The organism is Pseudovibrio sp. W74, assembly GCF_001623085.1.
GTDB lineage: Bacteria > Pseudomonadota > Alphaproteobacteria > Rhizobiales > Stappiaceae > Pseudovibrio.
On record NZ_LMCJ01000017.1, the window covers coordinates 163,477 to 186,944 of the forward strand.

Sequence of the window (23,468 nt, forward strand, 5' to 3'; positions counted from 1 at the left end):
CCTTTTTGCAGAAGTGGGCCTTAAGTCAGTTTGTTTTCAACCTGCTTTAAGTTTTTGTTTTGCGTATTCTTGCCCGAACACCGGAGTCCACTACTCGGGAATACGCTTGAGGAGAAAAGCCAATCATGACGGTTTCCATCAGGCATTTAGATCAGGATTTTGCAGTGGAGCAGACCGAAGCTACTGATAAGCTCGTGAAAATCTTGTGTGAGTTGCTTGCAAACGGCGAAGAGCGCGAAAAGTGTTTGTCCGCTCAAATTCTTGGAAAATTTGGCACTTCGACTGCTCATGCTGCGCTTGCTGAAGCGTTGCGAGATGAAGATGAAGACGTCCGCAGTGATGCGGTTGAAGCTCTTATCAGTGCAGGCAAGGGCCTGGATGCTGATGTTCTGCTGTGGAGTTTGCAGAGTGATCCAGTGCTGGAAGTGAAGCTTTCTGCCATTGACGGACTTGCAATTGTTGGCGGGACAGTTGCGGAAGACTGGCTGACGAAGCTGGCTAAAGACCGTTGCGAAGATGATGTTGCATGGGACGGTTATGGCGCTGAATGGGATGACTGGCTGGATGTGCAGCGCAAGTCCATTCTGGCGCTGGGCACGTTGAAATGTGAAGCATCTGCTGCGGCTTTGTTGGAAGCTGCACGTGATCCATTTGGTCAGGAAGTTTGGCCGGAAGTGACCATGGCGCTTTCTGAAATGGGTGTTGCTGGATTGCTTGAACTGGCATCTCTGGCGACGGACGCTTCTGCGCGCGTGCGTGAACATACGGCTCGAGCGCTTTCCTCTGCGAAGGATGAGCGGGTTGGTGAGATCCTACGCGTTTTGTTCGCAGACGCTGATCCTGATGTGCGTGTTGCTGCAGCTGAAGTGCTGATGGCCCGTGGTGAAGAAGCTGATCTGGCTGTGTTGCTGGCTGACAGCGAGCCGCAAATGCGCCGCCTGGCGCTGAAGGCATCTGGCAAACTTTCCTACTCAAAGCTTGAAACGGTTGCTTTTGAAGACGAGGAAGAAACCCTGCGTATTATGGCGCTTGGGCGGATGGCTTCTTCTGATATCACCAAACCGGATGCGCTGATTGAGCGGATTGAACGCTCTTTGCGCAGTGCGAGTGATGCGTTTGTTGCTGCGCTGGTGCCTGTGCTTGCGAAAGTTGAGACTGAAGCTGCGGCGGCTCTGTTGAGCGAGATTGCTGTCCACCGTCAAGAAGAGGCGGTGTTGAAGGCGTTTATCGTGCTTCACGGTGAGAAGCCGAGTGTTGATGGTCTAGCCGTTTTGCAGGAGCAGGTGACAAGTGCAGAACAGGAAATCCGCCTTGCTGCTTTGAACTCTCTGGCCAAGCTGGCTGAAGGTGAGGGCGATATTGCGGACAATGCTGCTGTACAACTGGTTTGGGCAGTTTCTGGCAAGTTGATGCCAGAAGCGCATGATCAGGATATTCTCGATAGCGCAAAAGAGAAGGATCCGTCCGATCTCGGTAGCAATGGCAAGGGTGACGGCAAGCAGCCGCGCATTCAGATCGACCGTGAAGGCAATGTGATTGAGCCTCAGGCGCCGAATGAAGTTGTGGCTGAGGAAGATGTTGTAGCCGAAGAGCCTTCTGCTGAAGAGCTGGTTGCCAAGGTCACTGCTGGTGCTGATCCAATTGTTGCTGAAGACGTGCCAGAGGGCGCTATTGAGAATGTTGAAGATCTGCCTGACAATGTTGTTGCCTTCCCGGGTTCAACGCTCGGTGCGATCCTGAACACTGAAGACGAGATTGAGAAGCTGGCTGAAGAGCCTGTCGATCTTGGTAAGAAAGACATGCACTTTCTTGAGCTTGCGAATGAACTGATTGAGAAGAAGCGCGTTGTTCCAGGTCGTCCGGATGATCCTGCTCTGGACATTCGTTTGCTGGCCTTGCGCATATGTGGTGATGCGAAGCGGCCTGAACTGATTGATGCGCTGGTATCTGCTTTGTCTGATCGTCAGATGCAGGTTCGGTTTGCTGCAAGTCAGAGCCTTGTTCATTTGGTTGAGAATGGGCTTGAGCTTTCTGAGGAAGCCATCGAGCGTATCCTTGCTTTGCCACCAGAGAATGATGTGGCTGTGCGTGCAATGCGTGTTGAGCTGCTTGGCACCTCCTCAAATCCAGAAGCTGAGAAGGTTGTGACGGCAGCCCTGAAGGACAAAACTGACGCTGTTTCTGCCTCAGCGCTGAAAGTTTTGGCCGGAAAACCTGACACTAACATTGATGTGCGTAGCTATCTCAAAAGCCCGCGTCGCCGCCTGCGAGTGACTGCGCTGGAGCTTGTGAGTGCAAACTCAGATACCAGTAATCTGGATGAGATTTTCGAAGCTGCGCAGATGGAAAATGGCGTTCTTATTCCAGGAGCTGCAACGTGTTTGCGCTGCTATGCTCAGGAGAGTGTTCTTGGTGCTATGGAGCAGTGGCTGGATGGAGATCTTTCCCGCAAGCTGGCGGCTCTTGAAGTGCTGAACAAATACGTGGCTTGAGGTATCTGCTCTCAAATGAGGCGAAACCAAATCTCGTGATGGGCATCGGTATTTATCTGGTGCGGAATACGTTGTAAGGAAACCTGCTGGCGTTCGCTGGCAGGTTTTCTTTTTTGGAGGGGGCATCATGCGATCCAAGACACTTTCTACCGGTTACAAGATGCCAATGCTGGGCCTTGGTACGGTGAACTTTGGAGAGGGTAAGACCTATCCTGCACTTCGTGCGGCGTTGACTGCTGGGTATCGCCACATCGATTGCGCGATGATGTACGACAATGAAGCTGAGATTGGGCAGGCGATTGCTGATGCCATGAAGGAAGAGGGCATCAAGCGCAGCGAACTCTTCATCACTTCCAAGCTATGGAACAGCTTTCATAAGCCTGAAGATGTGAGAGGCGCGCTGGAAAAGACGCTTGCGGACCTTCAGCTGGATTATCTTGACCTTTACCTCATGCACTGGCCTGTGGCGCTGAAGACGGGCGTGAAGAAGCCTACCAGTTCAGAAGATTATTTTTCGCTTGAAGATGTGCCGCTGATGGATACATGGCGAGCGCTGGAAGAGTGCTTTGATGATGGTCTGGCGAACACAATTGGTGTTTCCAACTTCAGCACGCAAAAGCTGGAAGATTTGATTATGGAAGCGCGGGTTGTTCCGGCTGTTAATCAGGTGGAGTTGCATCCTTTCCTTCAGCAGAATGATCTTCGCTCGTATTGCCTGCACAACAACATTGCGCTGACCGCATACTCTCCGCTTGGACGTGGTGTTCCAGCGGATCTGACGGACGCGCAGAAGCAGGATGTTGTTCTCGCTCATCCTGTCATTGAAGAGATTGCCGAGAAGCATGACGCTACGACATCTCAGGTGGTGCTGAAATGGGCGATCCAGAACGGGGTTATCGTTGTGCCAAAGTCAGGTAATCCTGAACGTCTGGCGCAAAACCTGGCGGCGCTTGTATGCGATCTTGATGAGCATGATATGTCCCGAATTGCGCATCTGGACAAGAACCATCGCTTTATTCCAGGCGATGAGTACTTCTTGTCCGGCAGCCCGTATACCTGGGAAAGCCTTTGGGACGAGCCGCGCCCTGAGTAAGGGGTCTTAGACCTTAAAACTGGAGGAGTCGCGTACCAATAAATGCGGCTCTACCCGTTCTGTGGTGGTTGGTGTTGGTTCTCCATCCAGACGTTTGATGAGTAAGTTGGCAACGTCCTTTCCGATGGTGCGCGGGTAACTTTCAACCGAAGTCAGCGCTGGGGTCCAGGCTTCACCTTCCGGCAGGTTGTCGAAGCCGACGACGGCCAAGTCTTCGCCTATATTGCGGCCTGCTTTCTTGAGTTCTGCTGCCGCGCCGACTGAGACAAGATCATTGTGGCAGAGCAGGGCGGTGAACTCAGCCTTGTTTGAGACGAGTTGCTGCGCTTTTATGCGTCCGCATTCACGATCAAAGCCACATACTTCCACATGGATGTCAGTTTCAGGAATGCCTGCTGCTTTTAAGGCATCGTAGAAGCCGCGTTTGCGCTCTCGACCCGGCATGGTTTCCTGCAGGCCTGCAATCATTGCGAATTTGCGATGGCCTTGCTCAAGCAGATGCTTTGTGGCCAGCTGGGCAGCCTGATAATTATTGGAGCCAATGTAGTCCATCGCCAGACCTTCAATTTCCCGGCAGAAGGTGACCACGGGAATTCTGCGCGTGTTGGCGATCTCGAAGTCACTTCTTTTCGTGCCTGCGCTCGGGCTGATTGTGATGCCTGCGACGCCGTGGCCGATGACTTCTTCAAGCATGGTTTGCTGACGCTTGGTGTCTTCGCCGACATTGGCGATAACGGGCAGGTAGCCGTGCTCTGAGAGAGCAGCTTCCAGTGAAGTGCAGAACTCAGCGTAAAATGGAATTGAAATATCCGGCACGAGAACGCCGACCAGTCGCGAACGGCCTGACCGGAGTTTGGCGGCGTTGTAATCTCTGACAAACCCCAGCTCTTGCATAGCTTTCTTTACGCGAGCTTTGGTTTCATCGGTCATTCGACCTGTGTCATTTATGGTATTCGAGACAGTCGCAACGGATACTCCCGCTGCTTTCGCAATATCGGACACAGTAACTTTGGATTTTCTTAAAGGCATGAATTTGCTTTATTTATAAAGTAAGTTGAATTATCAGGCGACAATAACACCTGAATCGTGTGCGTGTGAGCTATATTTTTGTTTTTTCTATGTAAATGTTATTTGGATTACGTATAGGTTAGAAAATTAGCCGGTTAAATACTTCTCCATTTTTCCTGTAAGATGAAATATTTTCAATCACTTGACGCCCCATTTCTCGTCTTGTTTCGAGTGTAGCACTCGCGAGGTGAGGGGTCAGGGTTGTGTAGGGGGACGTGATCAGCTCGTTGGGAACATTGGGCTCATCTGGAAATACATCCAAGGCTGCCGCCCCGAGTGTTCTGTTCTCAAGTGCAGTGATCAAATGTTGAGTGTTTACTAATGAACCACGGGCGATATTGATCAAAAGCCCGCTCGGGCCCAGAGCTTCTAATATATTAATATCTATAATATTTTTTGTGTCAGGGCTGCCAGATGCAGCAATGACAAGCACGTCGGATTCGCTTGCCAATTCCAGCGGAGAGGACCGGCATTGTTTATCTTGTTTCGGGTCTGCGTTGCGATCACAGTACAAAATTTGCATGCCAAATGTGCCGCCTAAAATTTTGGCGGCTTTTCTGCCAATGCGTCCATATCCAAAGATGCCGAGTGTTTTACCTCGCAGGCTGTAGCCGATACCTAATTTGCCATTGAGCCAGTCCCCATTGCGGATAAAGCGGTCTCCCTCTGCAATTCGGCGAGAGGATGCCAGAGCAAGGGCCACGACGTGATCGGCCACGGCTTCGGTTAAGGCGTCTGGTGTGGTTGTGATGATGATGTTTCTATCGCGGGCCTGTTTCAGGTCAACTTTATCGTAGCCTGCGCCATAGACTGCAATGAGCTCAAGGTTGGGCATTTCTGCCATCAGCTCACTGGAGAGGCCAACATCGCCCTTGGTTGCGATGATGCGGATGTTCGGCAAGGTCCGAGCTCTCAGCTCTTCGTCTTGTTGAAGTTCCCAATAGCGAGCAAGCGGGGCGCATTTTTCCAGCTCCTCGTTGATTTCATTGGGCGCATAAAGGCTTAGTTGAAGAACATCGATCATAAGACAGTCATCTGAAGATTACTTGAGCATCAAAGTCAAGAATGCATCAAGTTGCAGACGTTCGCCAGTGGGGAGTGTCGACTGCCCCACAGATGCCTGCGTTTCAACGTGTCAGGAAACCCACCGGACTCATGTGAACGTGAAAATCAGATAGAGAATGCCTACCAGAATACTCGTTACAGCGATGGTGCCACAGAAGTCAGTTGCCGCACACTGAACAGTCTTAAAAGGAAGTCGACGCATAATAACACCCCCAACCTTGGAGAGACCCCACAATCCCTCTCAGATATATTAGGAAGATGCGCTGTAAATAAGTAGACTACATAATGTCGCAGTCTGGTTAGAGAACATGGTTGTTCGCTTATGGAATTGCCTTTGGAATTCTTCTATCTAACTGATTTTGTTATTTATTTCTTTTGATTTGAGAGGCCAGGCGTCAAAGGGTCCGGTTTAGGGTGGCAAGCTTGTTAGCTTAGGGCGGCTGTTGTAAATTAATAAACTTCCAAGGCTGCAAACAGCTTAAAAACAAGAATAATTGGAGTGTGAGTGGTGGCCCGTCCAGCAAACCTCTCGAATGCGGTTTACGACAAGATGAAAGATGCTGTCGACTCCGGAGAATTTCCGGAAGGTCTCAAGCTTCCGACAGAAAATGCGCTGTGTGAGCGGTATGGCGTTTCACGTCCTGTTGTACGCGGTGCGATGGAGCGCCTGCGTAAAGAGGGCTACATCAAGACTGTGCGTGGCTCTGGCAGCTTTGTCATCAAGGAGCACGTCACTCCAACGCCTTTTGCGCCCACACTCGGAGAATTTGCGATTTCCGGCATTGGTGATGTTATTCAATGCCAGGAAACCCGAATGGCCTTTGAAGGCGAGATGGCGGCGTTGGCTGCTGAGCGCTGGACAGATGAAGAGATGGAAGAGCTGGATGCAGCACTGGCGCAGATCCACAGCGATGGGCTGGACTCTGTCGGCACCATTGATGGCGACATGCGTTTTCATTCTGCAGTGGTGAAAGCTGCCAAGAATGAATATGCAGCGGCTGTTTATGAAGTCATGAAGCCGCAAATCCTAGTTGGTATGAACATGAGCAAGGGGCTGTACCCGTTGCTGCCCGAGTTCGCACGCCGGCACGGGATCGAAGAGCATAAGGCTATTCTGGACGCGATCAGAGCGCGCGATGTTGAAGGTGCACGCCGTGAGATGCGAAACCACATCGGCTTCTTTGGGGATCAATTTAAATAGAAAAGGCTCGCCCCATTTGTTGCGAGCCCTCTCATCATCAATAAATCAGATGCTGCGAGCCTGCATGAAGGATTCGACCTGATCGCGTGTCGGGATTGGTGCGACTGCGCCATAGCCTTGCGTTGTGAGTGCTGCGGCTGCGTTGGCGTATTTGAGACTGTCTTCCAGCGACTTGCCTGCCACCACATTGGCGAAGAAAGAGCCGGAGAAGCAGTCACCAGCACCAGTGGCATCAATGGCTTCTACCGGATTGCCTGCAACGCGCTTTCTCTCAGAGGCTGTCGCGTACATCGCGCCCTCTTTGCCAAGCTTGAGAATGACATTCTTTGAACCCAGATTGAGGTAGAAGTCGCAGATTTTGTCTGGGTCGGAGAGGCCAGTCAGCACTTCAGCTTCATCGACGCTTGGCATGATGAAGTCTACGATGCGGGCGGTTTCGTGAATGATGCCGCGAGCGCGGTTCAAATCCCAGAGCTTCAGGCGCAGGTTGGTGTCAAAGGAGGTGAGTGTGTCACCTTCTTTGGCGATCTCTATGCCTTTGAAAACGCTGTCGCATGAGCTGGTGGAAATGGCCTGCGTGATGGCAGTGACATGGAAGAGTTTGGCCGCACGAATGGCATCTGCCGGCAGTTGATCTGGTGTGATCTGCGAGGCTGCTGAGCCTTTGCGGGCGAAACTGAAATGATGGCCTTGCTCGTCGTGGGAGATGAAATAGATGCCGGTCGGGGCAATCGGATTGCGCTCGACAAGGTGCGTTTTAACGCCTTCTTTCTCCCATAGATCGATGAATTTGTTGCCGAAGACATCATCGCCCAGATGGGTCAGGATGGCGACGTTTGCACCCTGACGTGCCGCACAACATGCGAAGTTGGAGGCGTCGCCCCCGAAGCCTGACAGGTAATCCGGTCCTTCTCCGCTATACTCTTTAACCTGATTGAACTCGAACAATGGTTCCCCAAAGCTGATGATTTCTGCGGTCATTTTGTCCTCATTGTTCAAAGTGTATCAGGCAGCATGCGTCACTATTGGCCAGTCCTTTCAGTTCCCTGCGAGCGGAGCGATTGCTATGATGCAGGAAAGATTCTGACGCTGGGAGTTTTGTGGCAGCTAATTGGTAGACCATTTTCCGATATTTCAGGGTATTTTGCAATTAGCTGCTTACACTTATTTTCTTTGATTTTATTGAAATTCTTGATGAACTAAATATGGAAAATCATTCAAGTCATAAAAGGAAAGGGCATCGGTGGTGAAATTGGTCAGCCAATTTCGAGTGAGCGCTTTCCTGATTTTGGCTGGGAAAGCGGCTGGTAGCGTTGTTTGCTGATTAACTATGAAATAGGACTGGTAACACTTGAATGCTCTACGATTTGTGCCAGAGGTTGGAATGTTTCAGAAAATCAATATTGGGTCTTTGCCAAAGGGGCAGCGGAATACAATTTGTGATGTTCCGGGTGTCAAAGTCGGGCATGTGACGCTGACCGACGGTGATTGTCAGACTGGTGTCACCGCGATTACCACGCATGGTGAGAATGCATTTAACCTGAGAACGCGCGCGGCTTCTCATGTGTTTAACGGGTTTGGTAAGAGTGTTGGGCTGGTGCAGGTTGAAGAGCTGGGAGAGCTGGAGACGCCGATCCTTTTGACGAACACGCTAAGCGTTGGTGCAGTGAGCGAAGGTCTGATCCAGCATACCTTGGCAGAAACGCCGGATATTGATTTCGTGATGGGCACGATCAATCCAGTGGTGTTTGAATGTAATGATGCTTTCCTGAACAAGATCAGTGCGTTGTATGTCCGCCCACAGCATGCTCTGGACGCGATTAAAGCGGTTTCTGAAGAGTTTGAGCAAGGTGCGGTTGGTGCGGGGCGTGGGATGTCCTGTTACGGCCTGAAAGGGGGCATTGGAAGTGCCTCTCGTCAGGTGAAGCTTGGTAACAAAGAGTACCATGTGGGCGCGCTTGTGCTTTCCAATATGGGCCGGATGCCGGACTTTACATTGGCGGGCCAGCATTTAGGGCCACAGATTGAAGAAAAGCTGGCACGTGATGAGAGCGGACCTGAGAAAGGGTCTATCATCATGATCATTGGAACGGACTTGCCGCTCAGCGAACGCCAGTTGAAGCGGGTTGCCAAGAGAACTTCTGTAGGACTTGCACGAACTGGTTCATTTCTTGGTCATGGAAGTGGCGATATAGCTTTAGCATTCACAACTGCGGATCCAGTGGACACAAAGAGCAGAAAACGCACGCATTCGGTGGAACAAGTGGATGAGCGGCGAATTGACAGGGTGTTTAGAGCGACTGCAGAAGTTACAGAGGAAGCTATCGTCAATTCAATGTTGAATGCAGAACGAGTAACGGGCCGTGATGGCAATACGCGCTATGCATTGGGAGATTTTGGCGAGTTAATGGGGGAAGCAAATGAATAAGCAGGAAATCAAGCTCCTTGATGAAGCTTTTGCCTTGCCGGAAAATACCAGGTGGTCCTCATTTGGAGAGGGCCATGCCAATGAAACCTGGTTGGGAGAAATAGACGGGGAGGAGCCTGTTGTTCTTCGTCGTCACAATCCAAACAGAACTGAAGAGCAGATCCTTTCAGAGTTCAAATGTCTGGACCTGCTGCAGGATTTGATCGGATATGAGGTTCCGAAGGCGCTTTATGGCGTTAATCAGGAGCGTTTGACCGAGGTTGAGGGTGCTTACTACTCTGTCTTTGAGTTGATCGAAGGTGAGACACCACCACTGGATAAGATTGAGACCTGCAGCCAGAGTGGTCAGGCCTTGGCAAATCTGCACATCAAGCTTTGGGAGGAGCGAGATGCGTTTCGATTTGCGGAACAAGAACGTCCGGGTGTTAGCAAAGAGACGTTGAAGTCAGGAGCAGCCTTGTTGGCAGCGCTTTCTGAGTTGGAAGCTTCCAAGAACATCGATGCCAAGTATCTGAGCTCTGCTTATTGGGCAGATGTGGAGACGGCGCTTGATGACGCGCTGGGTAAACTTGGAAGCCTGAATGAGACAAAACACCTGATCCATGGTGATTTTGGACCGCCCAACACACTCATCAGCGAGAATTCTGGCGAGCTGGTCGGTGTGCTTGACTGGGATGAATGCCGCTGGGACTTGCCGGTCTATGATGTTGCTGGCGTTTATCCATTCCTGTGCGAGATCGATAAAACTCTCGGTGAGGCGTTTGTTGATGCTTATTTCGCAGGATTAAAAGGCTCATCTCACCCGCTTGCAACGCGCGAAAGCGAAATACGAGCGCTTATGGCAGCTGTACAATATGTGGCTACCTACAAAGAGTTTGAGCTGATGGTTGAGAACCATCTGGATGAACCAGAGTATCTGGCGCAGCTGCTTGAGCAGCTGGCCTGATCTTTAGTCGGTTTCTCTCACGGTAGTATGCTCTACCCGTGAGAGAAGCTTGGTCCTGCCTCTGACCATTTGATGTTGTTTTTGTCCAGATAGTTCAGAGCCTTACGGATATCCAGAAAGAGTTGATCTACTGCGTCATGAGAGACGCCGTGGCGTACCATGATACGTTGGACGACCGTATCGTGCATGTCTGCCGGCAGTGGGTAGGAGGCGATTTGCCACCCACTCATGCGCACCCGTTCTGAAAGATCGTAGAGCGAATAGTGGGCCTTTTCCGGGTGTTTGAGGCGATAGCACACACAGGGCAGCGCGCCATTGCCGTCGTACAGAATGTCAAGCTCCGGTAGCCCCGCCAGCTTTTCGGCGAGATATTGAGCGTTCTCAGCGCAGGCTGACTGGATGTCTCTGTAGCCTACCCAGCCTAGTCTCATGAAATTGTAATACTGGATGACGATCTGACCGCCGGGGCGGGAGAAGTTCAGCGCGAAAGTGGGCATGTTGCCGCCCAGATAATCGACGTTGAACACCAGATCAGACGGTAGCTCTTTCTTATCTCGCCAGATCACCCAGCCAACACCAAGCGGTGCGAGACCGAACTTGTGGCCGGAGGCGTTGATGGACTTTACGCGATCGAGGCGGAAATCCCACAGCAGCTCCGGGTGCAGGAAGGGAGCAACGAACCCGCCGGATGCGGCGTCTACGTGAACCGGAATGTCCAGACCTGTCTGAGCCTGGATCTTATCCAGCTCCTCGCAGACTTCCCTTACGGGTTCATAAACACCGGTGAAGGTGACGCCGAGGGTTGGGACGACGCAGATTGTGTTTTCGTCCACGTAGTCCTTCAGCTGCTCAGGCCTCATATGGAGAGACCCTTCGCTGAGGGGGATCTGACGGAGCTCCACATCGAAGTACTTGGCAAATTTGTGCCAACAGACCTGAACCGGACCACAAACCATATTGGGCTTGTCGTAGGGTTTGCCCTCTTTCTTGCGGCGATCTCTCCATGCCCATTTGAGGGCGAGGCCGCCCAGCATAGCGGCTTCAGAAGAGCCTGTGGTTGAGCAGCCGATTGTTTCTTCCGCTTCCGGGGAGTTCCAGAGGCTGGCGATGATATGAACACAGCGGGCTTCAATCTCTGCTGTTTGCGGATATTCATCCTTATCGATCATGTTCTTGTCGATACAATCGGCCATAAGTTTGTGGACTTCATCTTCTACCCATGTGGTGCAGAAAGTGGCGAGGTTCTGCCGTGCATTGCCGTCCAGATAGAGCTCGTCGCGGACAAGGTTGTAGGCCTCTTCCGGGCTCATTCCGGTTTCTGGAATGTGCTCTTTGGCAAGTCCTTCAACTGCGCGGGCCGTGGCGTAAATGTCTGGACTTTCGCTGGCACTTGTCTTCCACAATGGCATGAGGTTGCTCCGAAAATGATTAGCTGATGCAACCCTAGCGTCAGTGCCTGAAGGCCACGTAAGTTTCACAGGTTCAATTTGGAGTGTCCTGTTGACCTTTTTAAGAAAACGAGGGCGTTTCAGGTCAGCTTCGTTTATTACTCATTCTGGTTTGAGAAAGTTATTACAGGTGGTCTGGAATGGATTGGTCTCCGCAACAAGATGATGCACTTACTGAAGTGGCGCGCTGGTCCCGTTCGCACGGGCCGCAGGTGTTTCGCTTGTTCGGGTATGCCGGTACCGGTAAGACCACTCTGGCTCGCCATCTGGCTGAAGGGCTGGATGGAGAGGTGGCCTTTGGCGCCTTCACCGGTAAGGCCGCGCATGTGCTGCGCCAAAAGGGCTGTGCAGATGCTTCGACCATCCATTCGTTGATCTACCGTCCAAAGGGCACCAAGAAGGATGATGAGGACGAGGATGAGAGCCCTCAGTTCGCCATCAACCGGGACAGTCCTGCCGCGAAAGTGGACCTGATCATCATTGATGAGTGCTCCATGGTGGATGAGGAACTCGGGCGCGATCTGCTTTCCTTTGGCAAAAAGGTGCTGGTGCTGGGTGATCCTGCACAGCTGCCGCCGGTGCGAGGTGGAGGTTATTTCACCGAGACCGAGCCGGATATCATGCTCACCGAGGTTCATCGTCAGGCGAAAGACAACCCGATTGTGCGCATGTCCATGGATATTCGCGATGGGCAAGAGCTGGATTTTGGCCAATATGGCGACAGTTCTGTGATCTCCCGTCGGGACATCGACAAAGAACGGATCCTCGCCTCTGATCAGGTTCTGGTGGGGACCAACAAGACGCGCAGGCTTTATAACGGCCGGATTCGGGACCTGAAGGGTATCACGACACAGATGCCGTCCGTTGGTGACAAACTGGTGTGCCTGCGCAATGACAAGACTAAAGGCTTGCTGAATGGTGGCCTCTGGGAAGTCTCCCGCCTGCGTCCGCCACGCGGTAACACGCTGCGCTTTGACGTTACATCAGAGGATGACATCTCCAAGAAGGCGATTAGGGTGAAGGTGCTGCCTGCGATGTTCGAGGAAGGCAGCGAACAACTTCCTTACGCCATCCGCCGCCGTGCCGACGAGTTTGACTACGGCTATGCCCTGACCGTGCACAAATCCCAGGGTTCTCAATGGGATGATGTAGTGCTGTTTGACGAGAGCTGGGCGTTTCGTGAGCACAAAACGCGCTGGCTTTATACGGCTGTAACCCGTGCAGCGCAGAAGATTACAGTGGTGCGGTAACCACCCTTTGCCGTCAAAGTGCCTTGCTAAACGGGAAAGCTATTTCATGACGACCAACAAACGCATCGTTCTTTCAAGCGACCACTCAGGCATTCAGCTTCGGCAAGTTGTGGCGGCTCATATTGCCGAGAAGGGTTGGAGGTCGTCGACATTGGGCCGACAACGCCTGAAAGCACGCCTTATCCAAAGCATGGTGAAGCGGCTGCGCAACTTGTTGCTTCTGGTGATTGCAGGTTCGGGATTGTGTTGTGCGGTACCGGCCAAGGGATCATGATGGCTGCGAACAAGGTTAAAGGTATCCGTTGCGGGGTTTCTAGCGACACATTCTCTGCTCGCATGATCCGCGAGCACAACAATGCCAACATGCTTTCTATGGGTGTCCGCGTGATTGGCGAAGGAGTTGCACTCGATATCGTGGATGCATTCCTTGCCGCCCAGTTTGAGGGTGGGCGACATGCGATGCGAGTGGAGATGATTGAAGCGTTGGAAGTTTAGCGCCTGTCTGGTGAGACAGACTCTAAGTTTTAGTAAGCTTGTGCGCGGGCGTGCCCGCGCTTGGTTTCTATTGGATTACTTGACGGTGATTTTGTAGGAATTAGAGCCGCGACCGCCTCGGGTGCGCCCTGATGTCATGATGCTATAGCTTATACGTGCTTCGTCCGGACCTCGGTATCCTTTCTCAGGCTGATAATAAATGTACATAACATTTATTTTCTTGCCTTTGCAGATGGTGTTGTCTCGGTTAATTGGTCCAGTGGATGGTTTCAAGATAAGTTTGCCGTGTTTAGGCTCTTTGTTGATTTTTACTCTTGGCATGGCTTCCGCAGAACAGGTTGAGCGGTCGTAGAAACCGACACCATCCACATAACCACCTTTGTTGGCTGGTACTTCGCGTTTATAGGTGTCTGCGAATGACGATGTCGCGACCAAACACGCCGCAGCTGCAATTAATAGTCTCATTAGTAATGCCCCCTGTATTTTAGCTTTTACGGGTATACTACATAATTCAGCTAGTTGGTGGTCATTCTTGCCATGGAAATTTGCATTTAAAAGAAATTTTTTCATCATATTCATATGAGAGAAAACAAAAATGATGGGTTGCAATAAGAAGGCAGGTATTCGCTTTCAGAAGTCGGAGTGGCCCAAAATCAAGATCATATGCAAAAGTTTGCAGGGCAATTGAATGTCTAGATCATTGGATGATGCAGACTTAATGTGTTCAAGTGCTTCTGGTCTTCATTATCTTTCTCTGTTCATATTCACCTCTCGCACCTAGTTTTGCCCGCATTGGGGACCTAGGGTGGGCATCTGTTTTTAATAAGCCTGCGAGATTTGAATGTCTGATCTGACGTCTGTTGCTTCTTCCTCTCCTGCTAAAGCGAGTAAGCTTTCTGCTGATATTGCTTTGCGGATTTCTCAGCGTATTTCGGGTGAAATTGGCTGTGCGCCGGGGCAGGTGAATTCTGCGGTGCAGTTGTTGGATGAAGGGTCTACGGTTCCGTTTATTGCGCGTTACCGTAAAGAGGCGACAGGTGGATTGGATGATACGCAGCTGCGTACGTTGGAAGAGCGCCTGATTTATATGCGTGAGATGGAAGATCGCCGCAAAGCGATTGTGAAATCCATCGAAGAGCAGGGCAAGCTCACCGACGAGCTGGCAAAGCAAATTGCTGGTGCAGACAACAAAGCCACTTTGGAAGATCTCTACCTCCCTTACAAAAAGAAGCGCCGTACCAAAGCGCAGATCGCCCGTGAGGCTGGCATTGAGCCGCTGGCAGATCTGCTGCTGAGTGATCCGAACAAGACCCCCGAGAGTGAAGCGGGCAGCTTTGTTGATGCCGAAAAGGGGTTTGCGGACACCAAGGCGGTGCTGGATGGGGCTCGTCAGATCCTGATGGAGCGTTTTTCTGAGAACGCTCAGTTGGTTGGTAAACTGCGTAACTATGTGGCGCGTCAGGGTGCTGTTAAGGCAGAAGTTGTTGCTGGCAAAGAGCAGGAAGGCGCGAAGTTTTCTGACTACTTTGGTTATTCTGAGAATTGGAAGAGTATTCCGAGCCACCGTGCACTGGCGCTTTTGCGTGGTCGCAATGAGGGTATTCTGGCGCTGGACCTGAAGGTGGATGAGGATGATGTTTCCGCTGTGAAGCCAGTGGAGCAGATGATTGCTGATGCGGCGGGCATCGTGAACAACGGTCGCCCTGCGGACAAGTGGCTTTCTGATGTGTGTCGCTGGACGTGGAAGGTGAAGATTGGTCTTCATGTTGAGCTGGACTTGATGAGCGAGCTGCGCGACAAAGCAGAAGAAGAAGCGATCAAGGTTTTTGCCCGTAACCTGAAGGACTTGTTGTTGGCAGCGCCCGCTGGGCCGCGTGCGACACTGGGGCTTGATCCGGGTATTCGGACTGGCGTGAAGGTTGCTGTTGTTGATGCGACTGGCAAGCTGATTGATACGGCCACGGTCTACCCGTTCCAGCCACGCAATGACATTCAGGGGTCACTTGCCACCTTACGGGCATTGGTTGCCAAGCATGGCGTGAGCCTGATTGCGATTGGTAACGGGACTGCCAGCCGCGAGACGGATCGTTTGGCGGCGGACTTGTTGAAGGATATTCCGGCAGAACATCGCCCAACCAAGGTGATGGTGAACGAGGCGGGGGCTTCGGTTTATTCTGCCTCGGCTTTGGCTGCGAAAGAGATGCCGGATGTGGATGTGTCTTTGCGCGGAGCGGCTTCTATTGGTCGCCGTTTGCAGGACCCGCTTGCGGAACTGGTGAAGATTGAGCCGAAGTCCATTGGTGTCGGGCAGTATCAGCATGATGTGAACCAGACTAAGCTGGCCCGCTCGCTGGATGGTGTGGTTGAGGATGCGGTGAATGCGGTTGGGGTTGACCTCAACACGGCATCTGCTCCGCTGTTGGCGCATATCTCCGGCCTGACAGAGGGCCTTGCTAAGGCGGTGGTTGAGTACCGTGATACGGTCGGCACCTTTAAAAACCGCAGGCAGTTGTTGAAGGTTGCGCGGCTTGGGCCAAAGGCGTTTGAGCAGTGTGCAGGCTTCCTGCGGATTGCGGATGGTGAGAACCCGCTGGATGCGTCCTCTGTTCACCCGGAAGCGTATCCACTTGCGCAAAAGATCATCAAAGCATGTGGTCGCGATATTCGTGAGATCATGGGCTCTAACATTTTGAGCAATCTGGACCCAAAAGAGTTTACGGACGAGAAGTTTGGTCTGCCGACTGTAAAGGACATTTTTGCAGAGCTGGAAAAGCCGGGGCGTGATCCACGTCCTGAGTTTAAGACCGCCTCCTTCCAGGACGGTGTTGAGACCATGCAGGATCTCAAGCCGGGTATGATGCTGGAAGGGACGGTGACCAACGTGACCAACTTTGGTGCCTTTGTTGATATCGGCGTGCATCAGGACGGGTTGGTGCATGTGTCTCAGCTCGCAGACCGGTTCGTGGATGATCCGCATACGGTTGTGAAGGCGGGTGATATCGTAAAGGTGCGTGTTGTTGAGGTGGACATTGCCCGCAAACGCATCGGCCTGACCATGCGCAAGGACAGTGCAGATGCTCGTGAGAATGTGCGGGAACGGCAGGCTGACCGGGGTGGCAACCGCAACCAGGGTGGAGGTCGTCCGGGCGGCGGTAATCGTCCGAATGGCGGAAACCGTGGTGGCGGACCTCGCGGGGGTGATCGTGGTGGCAATAAGCCAGCTGATACGAGCGGCGGTAGCAACAATGCCATGGCAGCGGCTCTGGCAGCGGCGTTTAACAAGCCTAAACGGTAAGTCTGCTTCCAATCAGTTTTTCGGGGAGTCCGCTGGTTCTGCTGGCGGGCTCTTTTTTTGTTAGGAGTTCTGTATTTTAAATAATTTTTATTTTTATGCCTGATCGATCAGAGGTGTAGAATTGGCAAAGCTTTTTAAAATCATGATGTTGTAGTAATTATATTTTTCCTCCTGGTGTTTCTTCAAGTTAATGTAATCGATCCCTGTGCTGAATCTCACAGTTAGAATTTCTCTCATTGTTACTGTTGATCTTGAGATGTGTGTTCTATCTTAGGTTGTGTAATGGGAGAATTTAGTGCCGTCCTTTGCCTCGCTTGTTCATTGTCTTCGTTCTAATACTGCTGAGACGCCTGATGCTGTTAACTTCACAACTGTAAAGAAAGCGCAGAAGTATCTAGGGGATTTTCAGGGGAAGGAGGTTCGCGTTTCCGCGCAGGCCTTTGAAGACCTGAAGGTTGCGCAGAAAGTCATCTGGCAGACCAAGCAGTTGCTTCCATATGGTGCGGGCAATTTGACTCCGGAGGTGTTTGCTTCGCGCGGTGAGAGTTATCTGCGAGCCAACTATGGGCTAGCGAAAGCTCCGCAGCATGGTGGGTTGGCTGAAAGCTCTGTTCGTGTGCAGGCCGGCAACTGCTCCGGACATGCGGAGGTGAGCTACAAGCTTCTGGCAGCATCAGAAACAGACCGACCAGTGGCTCGCGTTTCCTCTTCAATGGTTGATCATGCGTTTTGCATGATTGGTGATCCCAGAGACCCTACGCAAGAGGCCGTTATTGTTGATGCGTGGCCGACGTTTCCAGGGGCTTTCCGTCTTGAGGATGGGAAACAGAGTATCATGGGTGAAGCGCCAACCGTGGTGTCGTGGACACGTGCCGGGCCAAAGCCTGCTTTATCTCTGGATATTGAGGGGTTAAAGCCAGTTCCTTTTGAGGAAATTCAGGGCTTCTTTAAGTCGCTGGACGTTCCCAATGTTCCGGGCAAGAAGCTTGAGAATTTTATTGTTGAACAGAATTCCAGGTCCAAATTTATGTTTTCAAGCCTCAGTACCACGGAAAATCCTGCGACTACCTACGTGACTGATTGGACTTCAGAGACTGTTCAAGCGGATGAGATTCCTGCGAAATACTTCCATGAGAAGTTCGAGGGGCTGAAGGCTGGGAAAAAACATGGCTTCTAACAATGTGAACTTCCATCACCTGATGAAAGACCTCATGAGGCAGTATCTGATCAACGAGTATGATGAGAATGAGGTCTATCAGGTGGATGTTGATGGTGCGCGCAGCATGTACTTTGTGGGCAATGAGCCAGACTATATTAAGCTGCTGGTGCGGGTTGAGCGTGAGGCCATTCATGAGGGGCTGAGTGAAAGCAGCCTGCTGAAGCTGAACCTGCCTGACCCTTCGGGCCATCCGATTATCGTCGGGCAAGGGGATGATGACTCTGTGGTGCTGTGGTCACGTATTGCGCTGAGTGGATTGTCTTTGCCAGATTTGCTGGAGAGCGTTGAGGCGCTTGGTTCTGCTGCTTCATCCCTCACTGCCCGGAACTAAAGCAGTTCGCATTTGTGTTGAAGCATCTGAACTGCTTTATCCTTTGTTTTTGCGTATCTTTGTTCGAAAACCGGTTCCCACTTTTCGGCGATACACTGTAGTTTTGCTGCGCTTCGCAGTAGCAGATTAATAGACTGGTATCTCTTTTGTTTGGAGATGATTGAACTGACGAGGAAAACAGGCGACAACCATCAAAGTGCGATAAATATGCATGCGTGATGAGTGGAGATAACTTGTCGACAGATCCTCGTATACATTTCAGAGCGGTAGATGTAGCGCGTCGATATATTGATCGGGCAATGGACCTGCCTGATGGATGTGTAGAGCGTGTGTTTCTGGAGTTTGATGCCGAGAGAATTATGCGGGCTGCTGAGGCTGCGGATCAGCGGCAGAAAGAAGCGCATGACTCGTTGCCTTTGCATGGCGTGGCCGTTTCTCTCAAAGACCTGTTTGATGAAACTGGCATTGTCACCAGTGCTGGCTCGCCGTTCCTGCGCAAGCGGGCTCCGGCTTGTGAAGATGCCAAGGTGGTGTCTGCCCTGAAAGCTGCAGGGGCGTTTACCTGTGGTCGTACTAATATGAGTGAGTTGGGTTTTACGGGGCTTGGGCTTAATCCCTGTTTTGGGTCCCCTGAAAATGTGATTGATCCTGCACGCATTCCCGGAGGTTCATCCTCGGGGGCTGTTGCGAGTGTGGGGCTGGGGCTGTGTGATGCGGCTCTGGGAACCGATACTGGCGGGTCTGTGCGAATTCCGGCAGCGCTTAATGGGCTTTACGGGTTTAAGCCGACACGCGCGGCGATTTCGACTAAGGGTCTTTTCTCTGTTTGTCCTTCCTTTGATACGGTGGGCTTTATTGCGCGATCAATACATATGTGTACCCGTTTGCATGCTGTGCTTTCGGGGCAGTGTCTTGCTCCGCGCAAGATAAAGAGCCTTGATGGCTTGCATGTGGGGCTTGTGGCTTCGCCATTGGCTGAGGGGCTGGATACGCAGGTAAGTGCTGATTTTGATCGCTCGATGCAGGCAATCCGGGATGCGGGTGCTATCATCGCGCCGGTTTCAGAGCCTGTCCTGTGTCATAGCGCGACTTTTCTTGGGACGATCTGCAGTTACGAGACCACTGCTTTGGTTGGCGGGTATTTAGAAGGTCTCAAAGAGACTGGAGATCCTTATGTGGTTCAGCGGATTCTCAAGTCGACTGAGGTGACGAGCAAAGAGATGGAAGAGGCGCGCTCGAAGCGGGTGGAAGCTATCCGTGCCTTTAAAGAGATGGCGGGCAAGTTTGATATTCTGATTGCGCCGACGGTGCCGATTGTTGCGCCGCTGCTTGAGGATGTTGACAGTAATCCGGAGAAATTTGGCAGTCAGCTTTCGCAAAATACGCGTGCTGTGAACTGGGTTGATGGGTGTGCTGCGACTATTCCCATGAACCTGCATGGCATGCCGGGGACGGGTTTGATGTTGATTGAACGGGCTGGACGTGACTGGCATGTGCTTGAAATGGCAAGTTTGATTGACAAAGTGATCGCTCCTGCGCGACTAAAGGGCTGATTTGAGCGTGTTCCTCTCCGAAAACCGGAACCACTTTTCGGGAATACGCTGCGATGCAGGAGAAGAGCTGCTGTGACCAGCGCTAAAAAGATACTTATTTATATTGATGCGGATGCATGCCCCGTCAAAGACGAGATTTACAAGGTTGCTGACCGGTATCGTCTGAAGGTGTTTGTTGTTGCCAACAGTTTCATCAACACGCCGCGCGACATGGACGTGGAACGGGTGATCGTGCCTGATGGGCCTGATGTTGCGGATGACTGGATTGCTGAGCGGGCCGTTCCAGGTGATATTGTTGTGACGCAGGATATTCCGCTGGCTGACCGTGTGGTGAAGGCTGGTGCGCTTGCGCTTTCCCCAAAAGGAAAAGTGTTTGATGAAGCTTCCATTGGCATGGCGCTGGCAACACGTAACCTGATGGAAGACCTGCGCAGTTTTGGGGAGCAGACAGGCGGGCCGCGGCCGTTCTCACCGAAAGATCGTTCTCAGTTTTTGCAGAAGATCGATCAGATTATTCAGCAGCTGAAGCGTCAGGGGTTTTCGGTATAGCGGGGTGCTGTTTGCCATTAAGCTCTGTGAAAACTGGCGATGATGTGCTGTAGGCCTCTTTGTCGACAAAGTTGAGCGCTTTTCTGGGGCTCTACTCTCGATAGACGTCAGGTCGTTTCCCTATGCCAGTTATCAGCGTGCGCAATTGTGTTGCCTTAGGCTTTGTTGCGCTTTTTTCTTTTTCGTCTCCATCTGCATTCGCCAAGTGGAAGAACCCTGCAGATCGGTATGCAGAGGCTTACAAAGAGTATCTGGGTGCTGCTTGCCCCATTGCTCCGGATAGCATCAAACACTTTGTTTATTTTGCCAGAGACCGCGAGGCGATTGAGGAGCATCCGTTCTTGGAGAGTTCCCGGTTTGCGGGTGCGCAGATCATGTATCCGTGGCGTGCGCTTGAAACCTCCGAGGGAACCTATGATTTCTCTCTGATTGAAGCGGATCTGGCGTATCTGGAGTCCAAAGGCAAGAGGCTGTTCGTCCAGCTTCAGGATGCTTCGTTTAATCCAGACTATGTTCCTGTTCCTGACTACATTCTTTCTGATGAGTATTCAGGCGGTGCTGTTTATCAGTTTAACGATAACAACGAGCCGGAAGGTTGGGTCGCTAAGCGGTGGAACAACAAGGTGCAGGAGCGGTTTGCCAAGCTTCTTCAGGCGCTGGGGCAAGCCTTTGACGGGCGGATTGAAGGTATCAATTTGCAAGAGTCTGCCATTGGGGTGTCTGCTGAGGATGATGAGCAGTTCAGTCCGGCTAGATATTCTGAAGCGCTGAAGGGCAACATGTCCGCGATGAAGGCGGCGTTTCCGACATCGGTTACGATGCAGTATGCGAACTTTATGCCGGGTGAGTGGCTTCCCTTCGAAGATGAGGGTTATCTGAACTCAATCTATGAATATGGCGAAAGCATTGGTGTTGGTTTGGGTGCGCCGGATCTTATGGTCAAGCGGCGTGGTCAGCTGAACCATACCATCGCTATGATGCATGAGCGGGCGTACTCCGCGCCTCTTGGGATTGCTATTCAGGATGGCAACTATACGGGACGAACGGGCACAACTGAAGTGATTGAAAATGATCAGAATATCGTGCCGCTACTTCATGCTTTTGCGCAGGACTTTATGAAGGTGGACTACATGTTCTGGGTCAACCAGGAGCCGTATTTTGAGAGAGATGTTCTGAGCTGTTTTGAGTAGCGGCTCGATGTAGAGTTCGTATGTCAAATCGCATATGCCACTGCCGTCATGCCGGACGAGCGGAGCGGAGATCCGGTACCCAGTGCTTTGAGGATAGGCGTTGGCGTGGGGCTCTAGATCCCGCATCAAGTGCGGGAAGACGAAGGAGGGGAGGCGATTGATGCTTTGCCTGTTGCGCCATCGCCGTTATGCCGGATGAACGGAGCGGTGATTTGGTGTTCGGTTCTATGAATCGTCACCCAATCACTACGCAGGCAATTGTAAGGTCGCGATCAACATGGTTACACCGTGAAGGCGCGGCTAGATACTGACACCTTGTTGTTGGATGGGTCAGTTGTATTGGCAAAGCAATAGCCATCTGCCTGATGGACTGGCCCGAATTGCAATCCAAGGTCTCCCGCTGCCTTGCAGAAACTTGGAACATCTTCAACATCAAAAACAAGTTTGACCAAGGACTGACCTTCCTTTTGCCCCTTTGATGCAGCGTGTAAAAGTATAGAGAAACCATCACTTTGCGGGCGAAGTTCTACAATCCGATCCCCGTCTTTCTGGATTTCATCAAAGCCAAAGTATCGGCAATAAAATTTGGCCATTTGAGGCAGTTTTTTGGTATAGATAATTAAACGTCCTAAAGATATCGCCATCCGTGAAGTCCTAAGCAGCCTGACTTTAGATGCCAATTATGCTTGGTCATCTGGTTGCAGGCAAGTGCATAGTTCCCGTGAGTTAGGTCGCGGCGAAGGCCCTCTTGGGTCCGCGAATGCTATTTCATGATGACAGACTGTTATCACGAGTTACACTCTATGATCCTGCGTGAGCGTATCCTTAGGGCAACAGGTGCGGGGTTGTTGCAACTTTCCGTTGACAGGTGGGCGGTTCCATTCCACATTCATATGTGAGGCGTAGAAACCTCTCAACGCGGTACCCGCTCCCGTAACTGGCGGATTTTTTGTGCCTTTTTTCTGAAGGTGCAAACCCTTTGTTATGAGCGGGAGGGCGGTGAATACAACACCTCCTTCGGGGGGGAATAAACCCGCCTGTCGTTGTCAGGTTTCTACCCTCCCGCTCGCCAGTGGGCAGTAGAAAGCTCATTTGTCGTGCGGTCCTTCAACAGCCAACAACGAGGCTTTGAATATGGACGACACTGCATGCGCCTGTGGCGCCACAAATACTCTTCAGAATGAATTTGATGACGTGAACGTTGCTGTTTCTGATCTTCAAAACCTTGCTTATATGCAGCATATGGTGCTGAGCGAGCGGATGAAGAACAGTTGTGAACGTGACGTTTTATTCACTTTGCACTACGCTTTATGTAACCGCCTAGAGGCACTTGATAAGACCTGCGGAATTTTAACCGATGCGTTGTCCGGCACGTCCTTCCCTAAAGGATTTTCCGGTCACGTGACACGCAGCGTCGCCTCTCCACCACCGGTCGAAACCAATATTGTGTCTCTTGATTAGATCACTGTGAACGGCACTCCAAGGGCTGGCCTCGACCACCCTTACACAGCCCTTCATGAGTGTCCTGCTGGTCTGCGGCCGGGCGAAGTGTGCCCGCAGGCCAGCATCTTCGAGTGTGTATAGATGCGTTGATGGGCGTGGCTCTGGATCCCGGATCTGCGCGCTGCTTGTCCGGGAAGACGGCGATGGGTGAATTGCGTGAAGAGAAGGTGGTAGGCGTAGTTTTTGGCTGATGTTCATCATGTGCCAGCAGATAAGTGGGCTTACTCTTTAGCTAATTGGTTTCCCCCATTGTCATCCCGGGTGGAGCGTAGCGGAGACCCGGCAACTGTGTTTATGCATTGAATGGAACACCATCTCTGAGGAGTGCATTGGCTGTGATGA

At 51.7% G+C, this 23,468-nt stretch carries 19 protein-coding genes and 1 pseudogene; 14 read left to right on the top strand and 6 right to left on the bottom strand.

Going from position 1 to position 23,468, the window contains the following annotated elements:
• Positions 1–125: 125 nt before the first annotated feature.
• Positions 126–2,492, top strand: a complete 2,367-nt coding sequence (locus tag PsW74_RS12080) for a HEAT repeat domain-containing protein (protein ID WP_063290483.1) — start codon at positions 126–128, stop codon at positions 2,490–2,492.
• Positions 2,493–2,619: 127 nt separating this feature from the next.
• Positions 2,620–3,585 (top strand): aldo/keto reductase, encoded by a 966-nt coding sequence (locus PsW74_RS12085; RefSeq protein WP_063290482.1) that lies wholly within the window; start codon positions 2,620–2,622, stop codon positions 3,583–3,585.
• Between the two features lie 6 nt (positions 3,586–3,591).
• Here the strand turns inward: PsW74_RS12085 and PsW74_RS12090 are convergent, their stop codons facing one another.
• Positions 3,592–4,614, bottom strand: a complete 1,023-nt coding sequence (locus tag PsW74_RS12090) for a LacI family DNA-binding transcriptional regulator (protein ID WP_082830546.1) — start codon at positions 4,612–4,614, stop codon at positions 3,592–3,594.
• A gap of 118 nt (positions 4,615–4,732) precedes the next feature.
• A complete protein-coding gene (locus tag PsW74_RS12095) occupies positions 4,733–5,677 on the bottom strand; it encodes a 2-hydroxyacid dehydrogenase (protein WP_063290480.1) in 945 nt (314 codons plus the stop codon).
• Positions 5,678–6,226: 549 nt separating this feature from the next.
• Here PsW74_RS12095 and PsW74_RS12100 point away from each other — a divergent pair.
• Positions 6,227–6,919 (top strand): FadR/GntR family transcriptional regulator, encoded by a 693-nt coding sequence (locus tag PsW74_RS12100; protein WP_063290479.1) that lies wholly within the window; start codon positions 6,227–6,229, stop codon positions 6,917–6,919.
• A gap of 45 nt (positions 6,920–6,964) precedes the next feature.
• Here PsW74_RS12100 and PsW74_RS12105 read toward each other — a convergent pair whose 3' ends face one another.
• The gene (locus PsW74_RS12105) at positions 6,965–7,900 is read right to left on the bottom strand and encodes a sugar kinase (RefSeq protein WP_063290478.1); all 936 of its coding nucleotides are present in this window, start codon (positions 7,898–7,900) and stop codon (positions 6,965–6,967) included.
• 403 nt (positions 7,901–8,303) lie between these two features.
• On the opposite strand from PsW74_RS12105, the gene PsW74_RS12110 reads away from it, so the two are divergent.
• On the top strand, positions 8,304–9,347 hold the full coding sequence (locus tag PsW74_RS12110) for a P1 family peptidase (RefSeq protein WP_057465456.1): 1,044 nt from the start codon (positions 8,304–8,306) through the stop codon (positions 9,345–9,347).
• On the top strand, positions 9,340–10,293 hold the full coding sequence (locus PsW74_RS12115; protein WP_063290477.1) for an aminoglycoside phosphotransferase family protein: 954 nt from the start codon (positions 9,340–9,342) through the stop codon (positions 10,291–10,293). Before PsW74_RS12110 ends, PsW74_RS12115 begins: the two co-directional genes overlap by 8 nt.
• Before the next feature lie 32 nt (positions 10,294–10,325).
• Here PsW74_RS12115 and PsW74_RS12120 read toward each other — a convergent pair whose 3' ends face one another.
• A complete protein-coding gene (locus PsW74_RS12120) occupies positions 10,326–11,702 on the bottom strand; it encodes a glutamate decarboxylase (RefSeq protein WP_063290476.1) in 1,377 nt (458 codons plus the stop codon).
• Between the two features lie 179 nt (positions 11,703–11,881).
• Here PsW74_RS12120 and PsW74_RS12125 point away from each other — a divergent pair, with 179 nt between their 5' ends.
• Together PsW74_RS12125 and rpiB are read left to right on the top strand one after the other, a co-directional pair.
• Positions 11,882–12,991 carry an ATP-dependent RecD-like DNA helicase gene (locus tag PsW74_RS12125; RefSeq protein WP_057465454.1) on the top strand — a complete coding sequence of 370 codons (1,110 nt, stop codon included), beginning with the start codon at positions 11,882–11,884 and terminating at the stop codon, positions 12,989–12,991.
• Positions 12,992–13,037: 46 nt separating this feature from the next.
• Positions 13,038–13,486, top strand: a pseudogene (rpiB, locus tag PsW74_RS12130) (ribose 5-phosphate isomerase B).
• Between the two features lie 75 nt (positions 13,487–13,561).
• Here the strand turns inward: rpiB and PsW74_RS12135 are convergent.
• On the bottom strand, positions 13,562–13,951 hold the full coding sequence (locus PsW74_RS12135; protein WP_063305832.1) for a hypothetical protein: 390 nt from the start codon (positions 13,949–13,951) through the stop codon (positions 13,562–13,564).
• 376 nt (positions 13,952–14,327) lie between these two features.
• Between PsW74_RS12135 and PsW74_RS12140 the strand changes: the two genes are divergently transcribed.
• The 6 genes from PsW74_RS12140 to PsW74_RS12165 all read left to right on the top strand — a co-directional run bounded on the left by PsW74_RS12140 (position 14,328) and on the right by PsW74_RS12165 (position 21,623).
• Positions 14,328–16,781, top strand: coding sequence for a Tex family protein (locus tag PsW74_RS12140; protein WP_063290474.1), 2,454 nt, complete (start codon positions 14,328–14,330; stop codon positions 16,779–16,781).
• A gap of 295 nt (positions 16,782–17,076) precedes the next feature.
• Entirely contained in the window at positions 17,077–17,958 is an 882-nt protein-coding gene (locus PsW74_RS12145) for a hypothetical protein (RefSeq protein ID WP_063290473.1), read from the top strand.
• Positions 17,948–18,331, top strand: coding sequence for a CesT family type III secretion system chaperone (locus PsW74_RS12150; protein WP_063290472.1), 384 nt, complete (start codon positions 17,948–17,950; stop codon positions 18,329–18,331). Before PsW74_RS12145 ends, PsW74_RS12150 begins: the two co-directional genes overlap by 11 nt.
• Before the next feature lie 233 nt (positions 18,332–18,564).
• Positions 18,565–19,884, top strand: coding sequence for an amidase (locus PsW74_RS12155; RefSeq protein ID WP_208987952.1), 1,320 nt, complete (start codon positions 18,565–18,567; stop codon positions 19,882–19,884).
• A gap of 72 nt (positions 19,885–19,956) precedes the next feature.
• On the top strand, positions 19,957–20,433 hold the full coding sequence (locus PsW74_RS12160) for a YaiI/YqxD family protein (RefSeq protein WP_057465450.1): 477 nt from the start codon (positions 19,957–19,959) through the stop codon (positions 20,431–20,433).
• 122 nt (positions 20,434–20,555) lie between these two features.
• Entirely contained in the window at positions 20,556–21,623 is a 1,068-nt protein-coding gene (locus PsW74_RS12165; protein ID WP_063290470.1) for a hypothetical protein, read from the top strand.
• Positions 21,624–21,904: 281 nt separating this feature from the next.
• On the opposite strand, the gene PsW74_RS12170 is transcribed toward PsW74_RS12165, so the two are convergent.
• Positions 21,905–22,261, bottom strand: a complete 357-nt coding sequence (locus PsW74_RS12170) for a VOC family protein (protein ID WP_057465498.1) — start codon at positions 22,259–22,261, stop codon at positions 21,905–21,907.
• A gap of 496 nt (positions 22,262–22,757) precedes the next feature.
• Between PsW74_RS12170 and PsW74_RS12175 the strand changes: the two genes are divergently transcribed.
• Positions 22,758–23,084, top strand: a complete 327-nt coding sequence (locus tag PsW74_RS12175; protein WP_063290469.1) for a hypothetical protein — start codon at positions 22,758–22,760, stop codon at positions 23,082–23,084.
• Positions 23,085–23,468 lie beyond the last annotated feature (384 nt).

Excerpts from the sequence above, each read along its gene's own strand:
- PsW74_RS12140 (WP_063290474.1), top strand. The coding sequence starts at position 14,328 with ATGTCTGATCTGACGTCTGTTGCTTCTTCCTCTCCTGCTAAAGCGAGT.
- PsW74_RS12110 (WP_057465456.1), top strand. The coding sequence starts at position 8,304 with ATGTTTCAGAAAATCAATATTGGGTCTTTGCCAAAGGGGCAGCGGAAT.
- PsW74_RS12085 (WP_063290482.1), top strand. The coding sequence starts at position 2,620 with ATGCGATCCAAGACACTTTCTACCGGTTACAAGATGCCAATGCTGGGC.
- PsW74_RS12105 (WP_063290478.1), bottom strand. The coding sequence starts at position 7,900 with ATGACCGCAGAAATCATCAGCTTTGGGGAACCATTGTTCGAGTTCAAT.
- PsW74_RS12175 (WP_063290469.1), top strand. The coding sequence starts at position 22,758 with ATGGACGACACTGCATGCGCCTGTGGCGCCACAAATACTCTTCAGAAT.
- PsW74_RS12150 (WP_063290472.1), top strand. The coding sequence starts at position 17,948 with ATGGCTTCTAACAATGTGAACTTCCATCACCTGATGAAAGACCTCATG.
- PsW74_RS12090 (WP_082830546.1), bottom strand. The coding sequence starts at position 4,614 with ATGCCTTTAAGAAAATCCAAAGTTACTGTGTCCGATATTGCGAAAGCA.
- PsW74_RS12125 (WP_057465454.1), top strand. The coding sequence starts at position 11,882 with ATGGATTGGTCTCCGCAACAAGATGATGCACTTACTGAAGTGGCGCGC.
- PsW74_RS12095 (WP_063290480.1), bottom strand. The coding sequence starts at position 5,677 with ATGATCGATGTTCTTCAACTAAGCCTTTATGCGCCCAATGAAATCAAC.
- PsW74_RS12120 (WP_063290476.1), bottom strand. The coding sequence starts at position 11,702 with ATGCCATTGTGGAAGACAAGTGCCAGCGAAAGTCCAGACATTTACGCC.
- PsW74_RS12115 (WP_063290477.1), top strand. The coding sequence starts at position 9,340 with ATGAATAAGCAGGAAATCAAGCTCCTTGATGAAGCTTTTGCCTTGCCG.
- PsW74_RS12165 (WP_063290470.1), top strand. The coding sequence starts at position 20,556 with ATGCCAGTTATCAGCGTGCGCAATTGTGTTGCCTTAGGCTTTGTTGCG.
- PsW74_RS12080 (WP_063290483.1), top strand. The coding sequence starts at position 126 with ATGACGGTTTCCATCAGGCATTTAGATCAGGATTTTGCAGTGGAGCAG.
- PsW74_RS12135 (WP_063305832.1), bottom strand. The coding sequence starts at position 13,951 with ATGAGACTATTAATTGCAGCTGCGGCGTGTTTGGTCGCGACATCGTCA.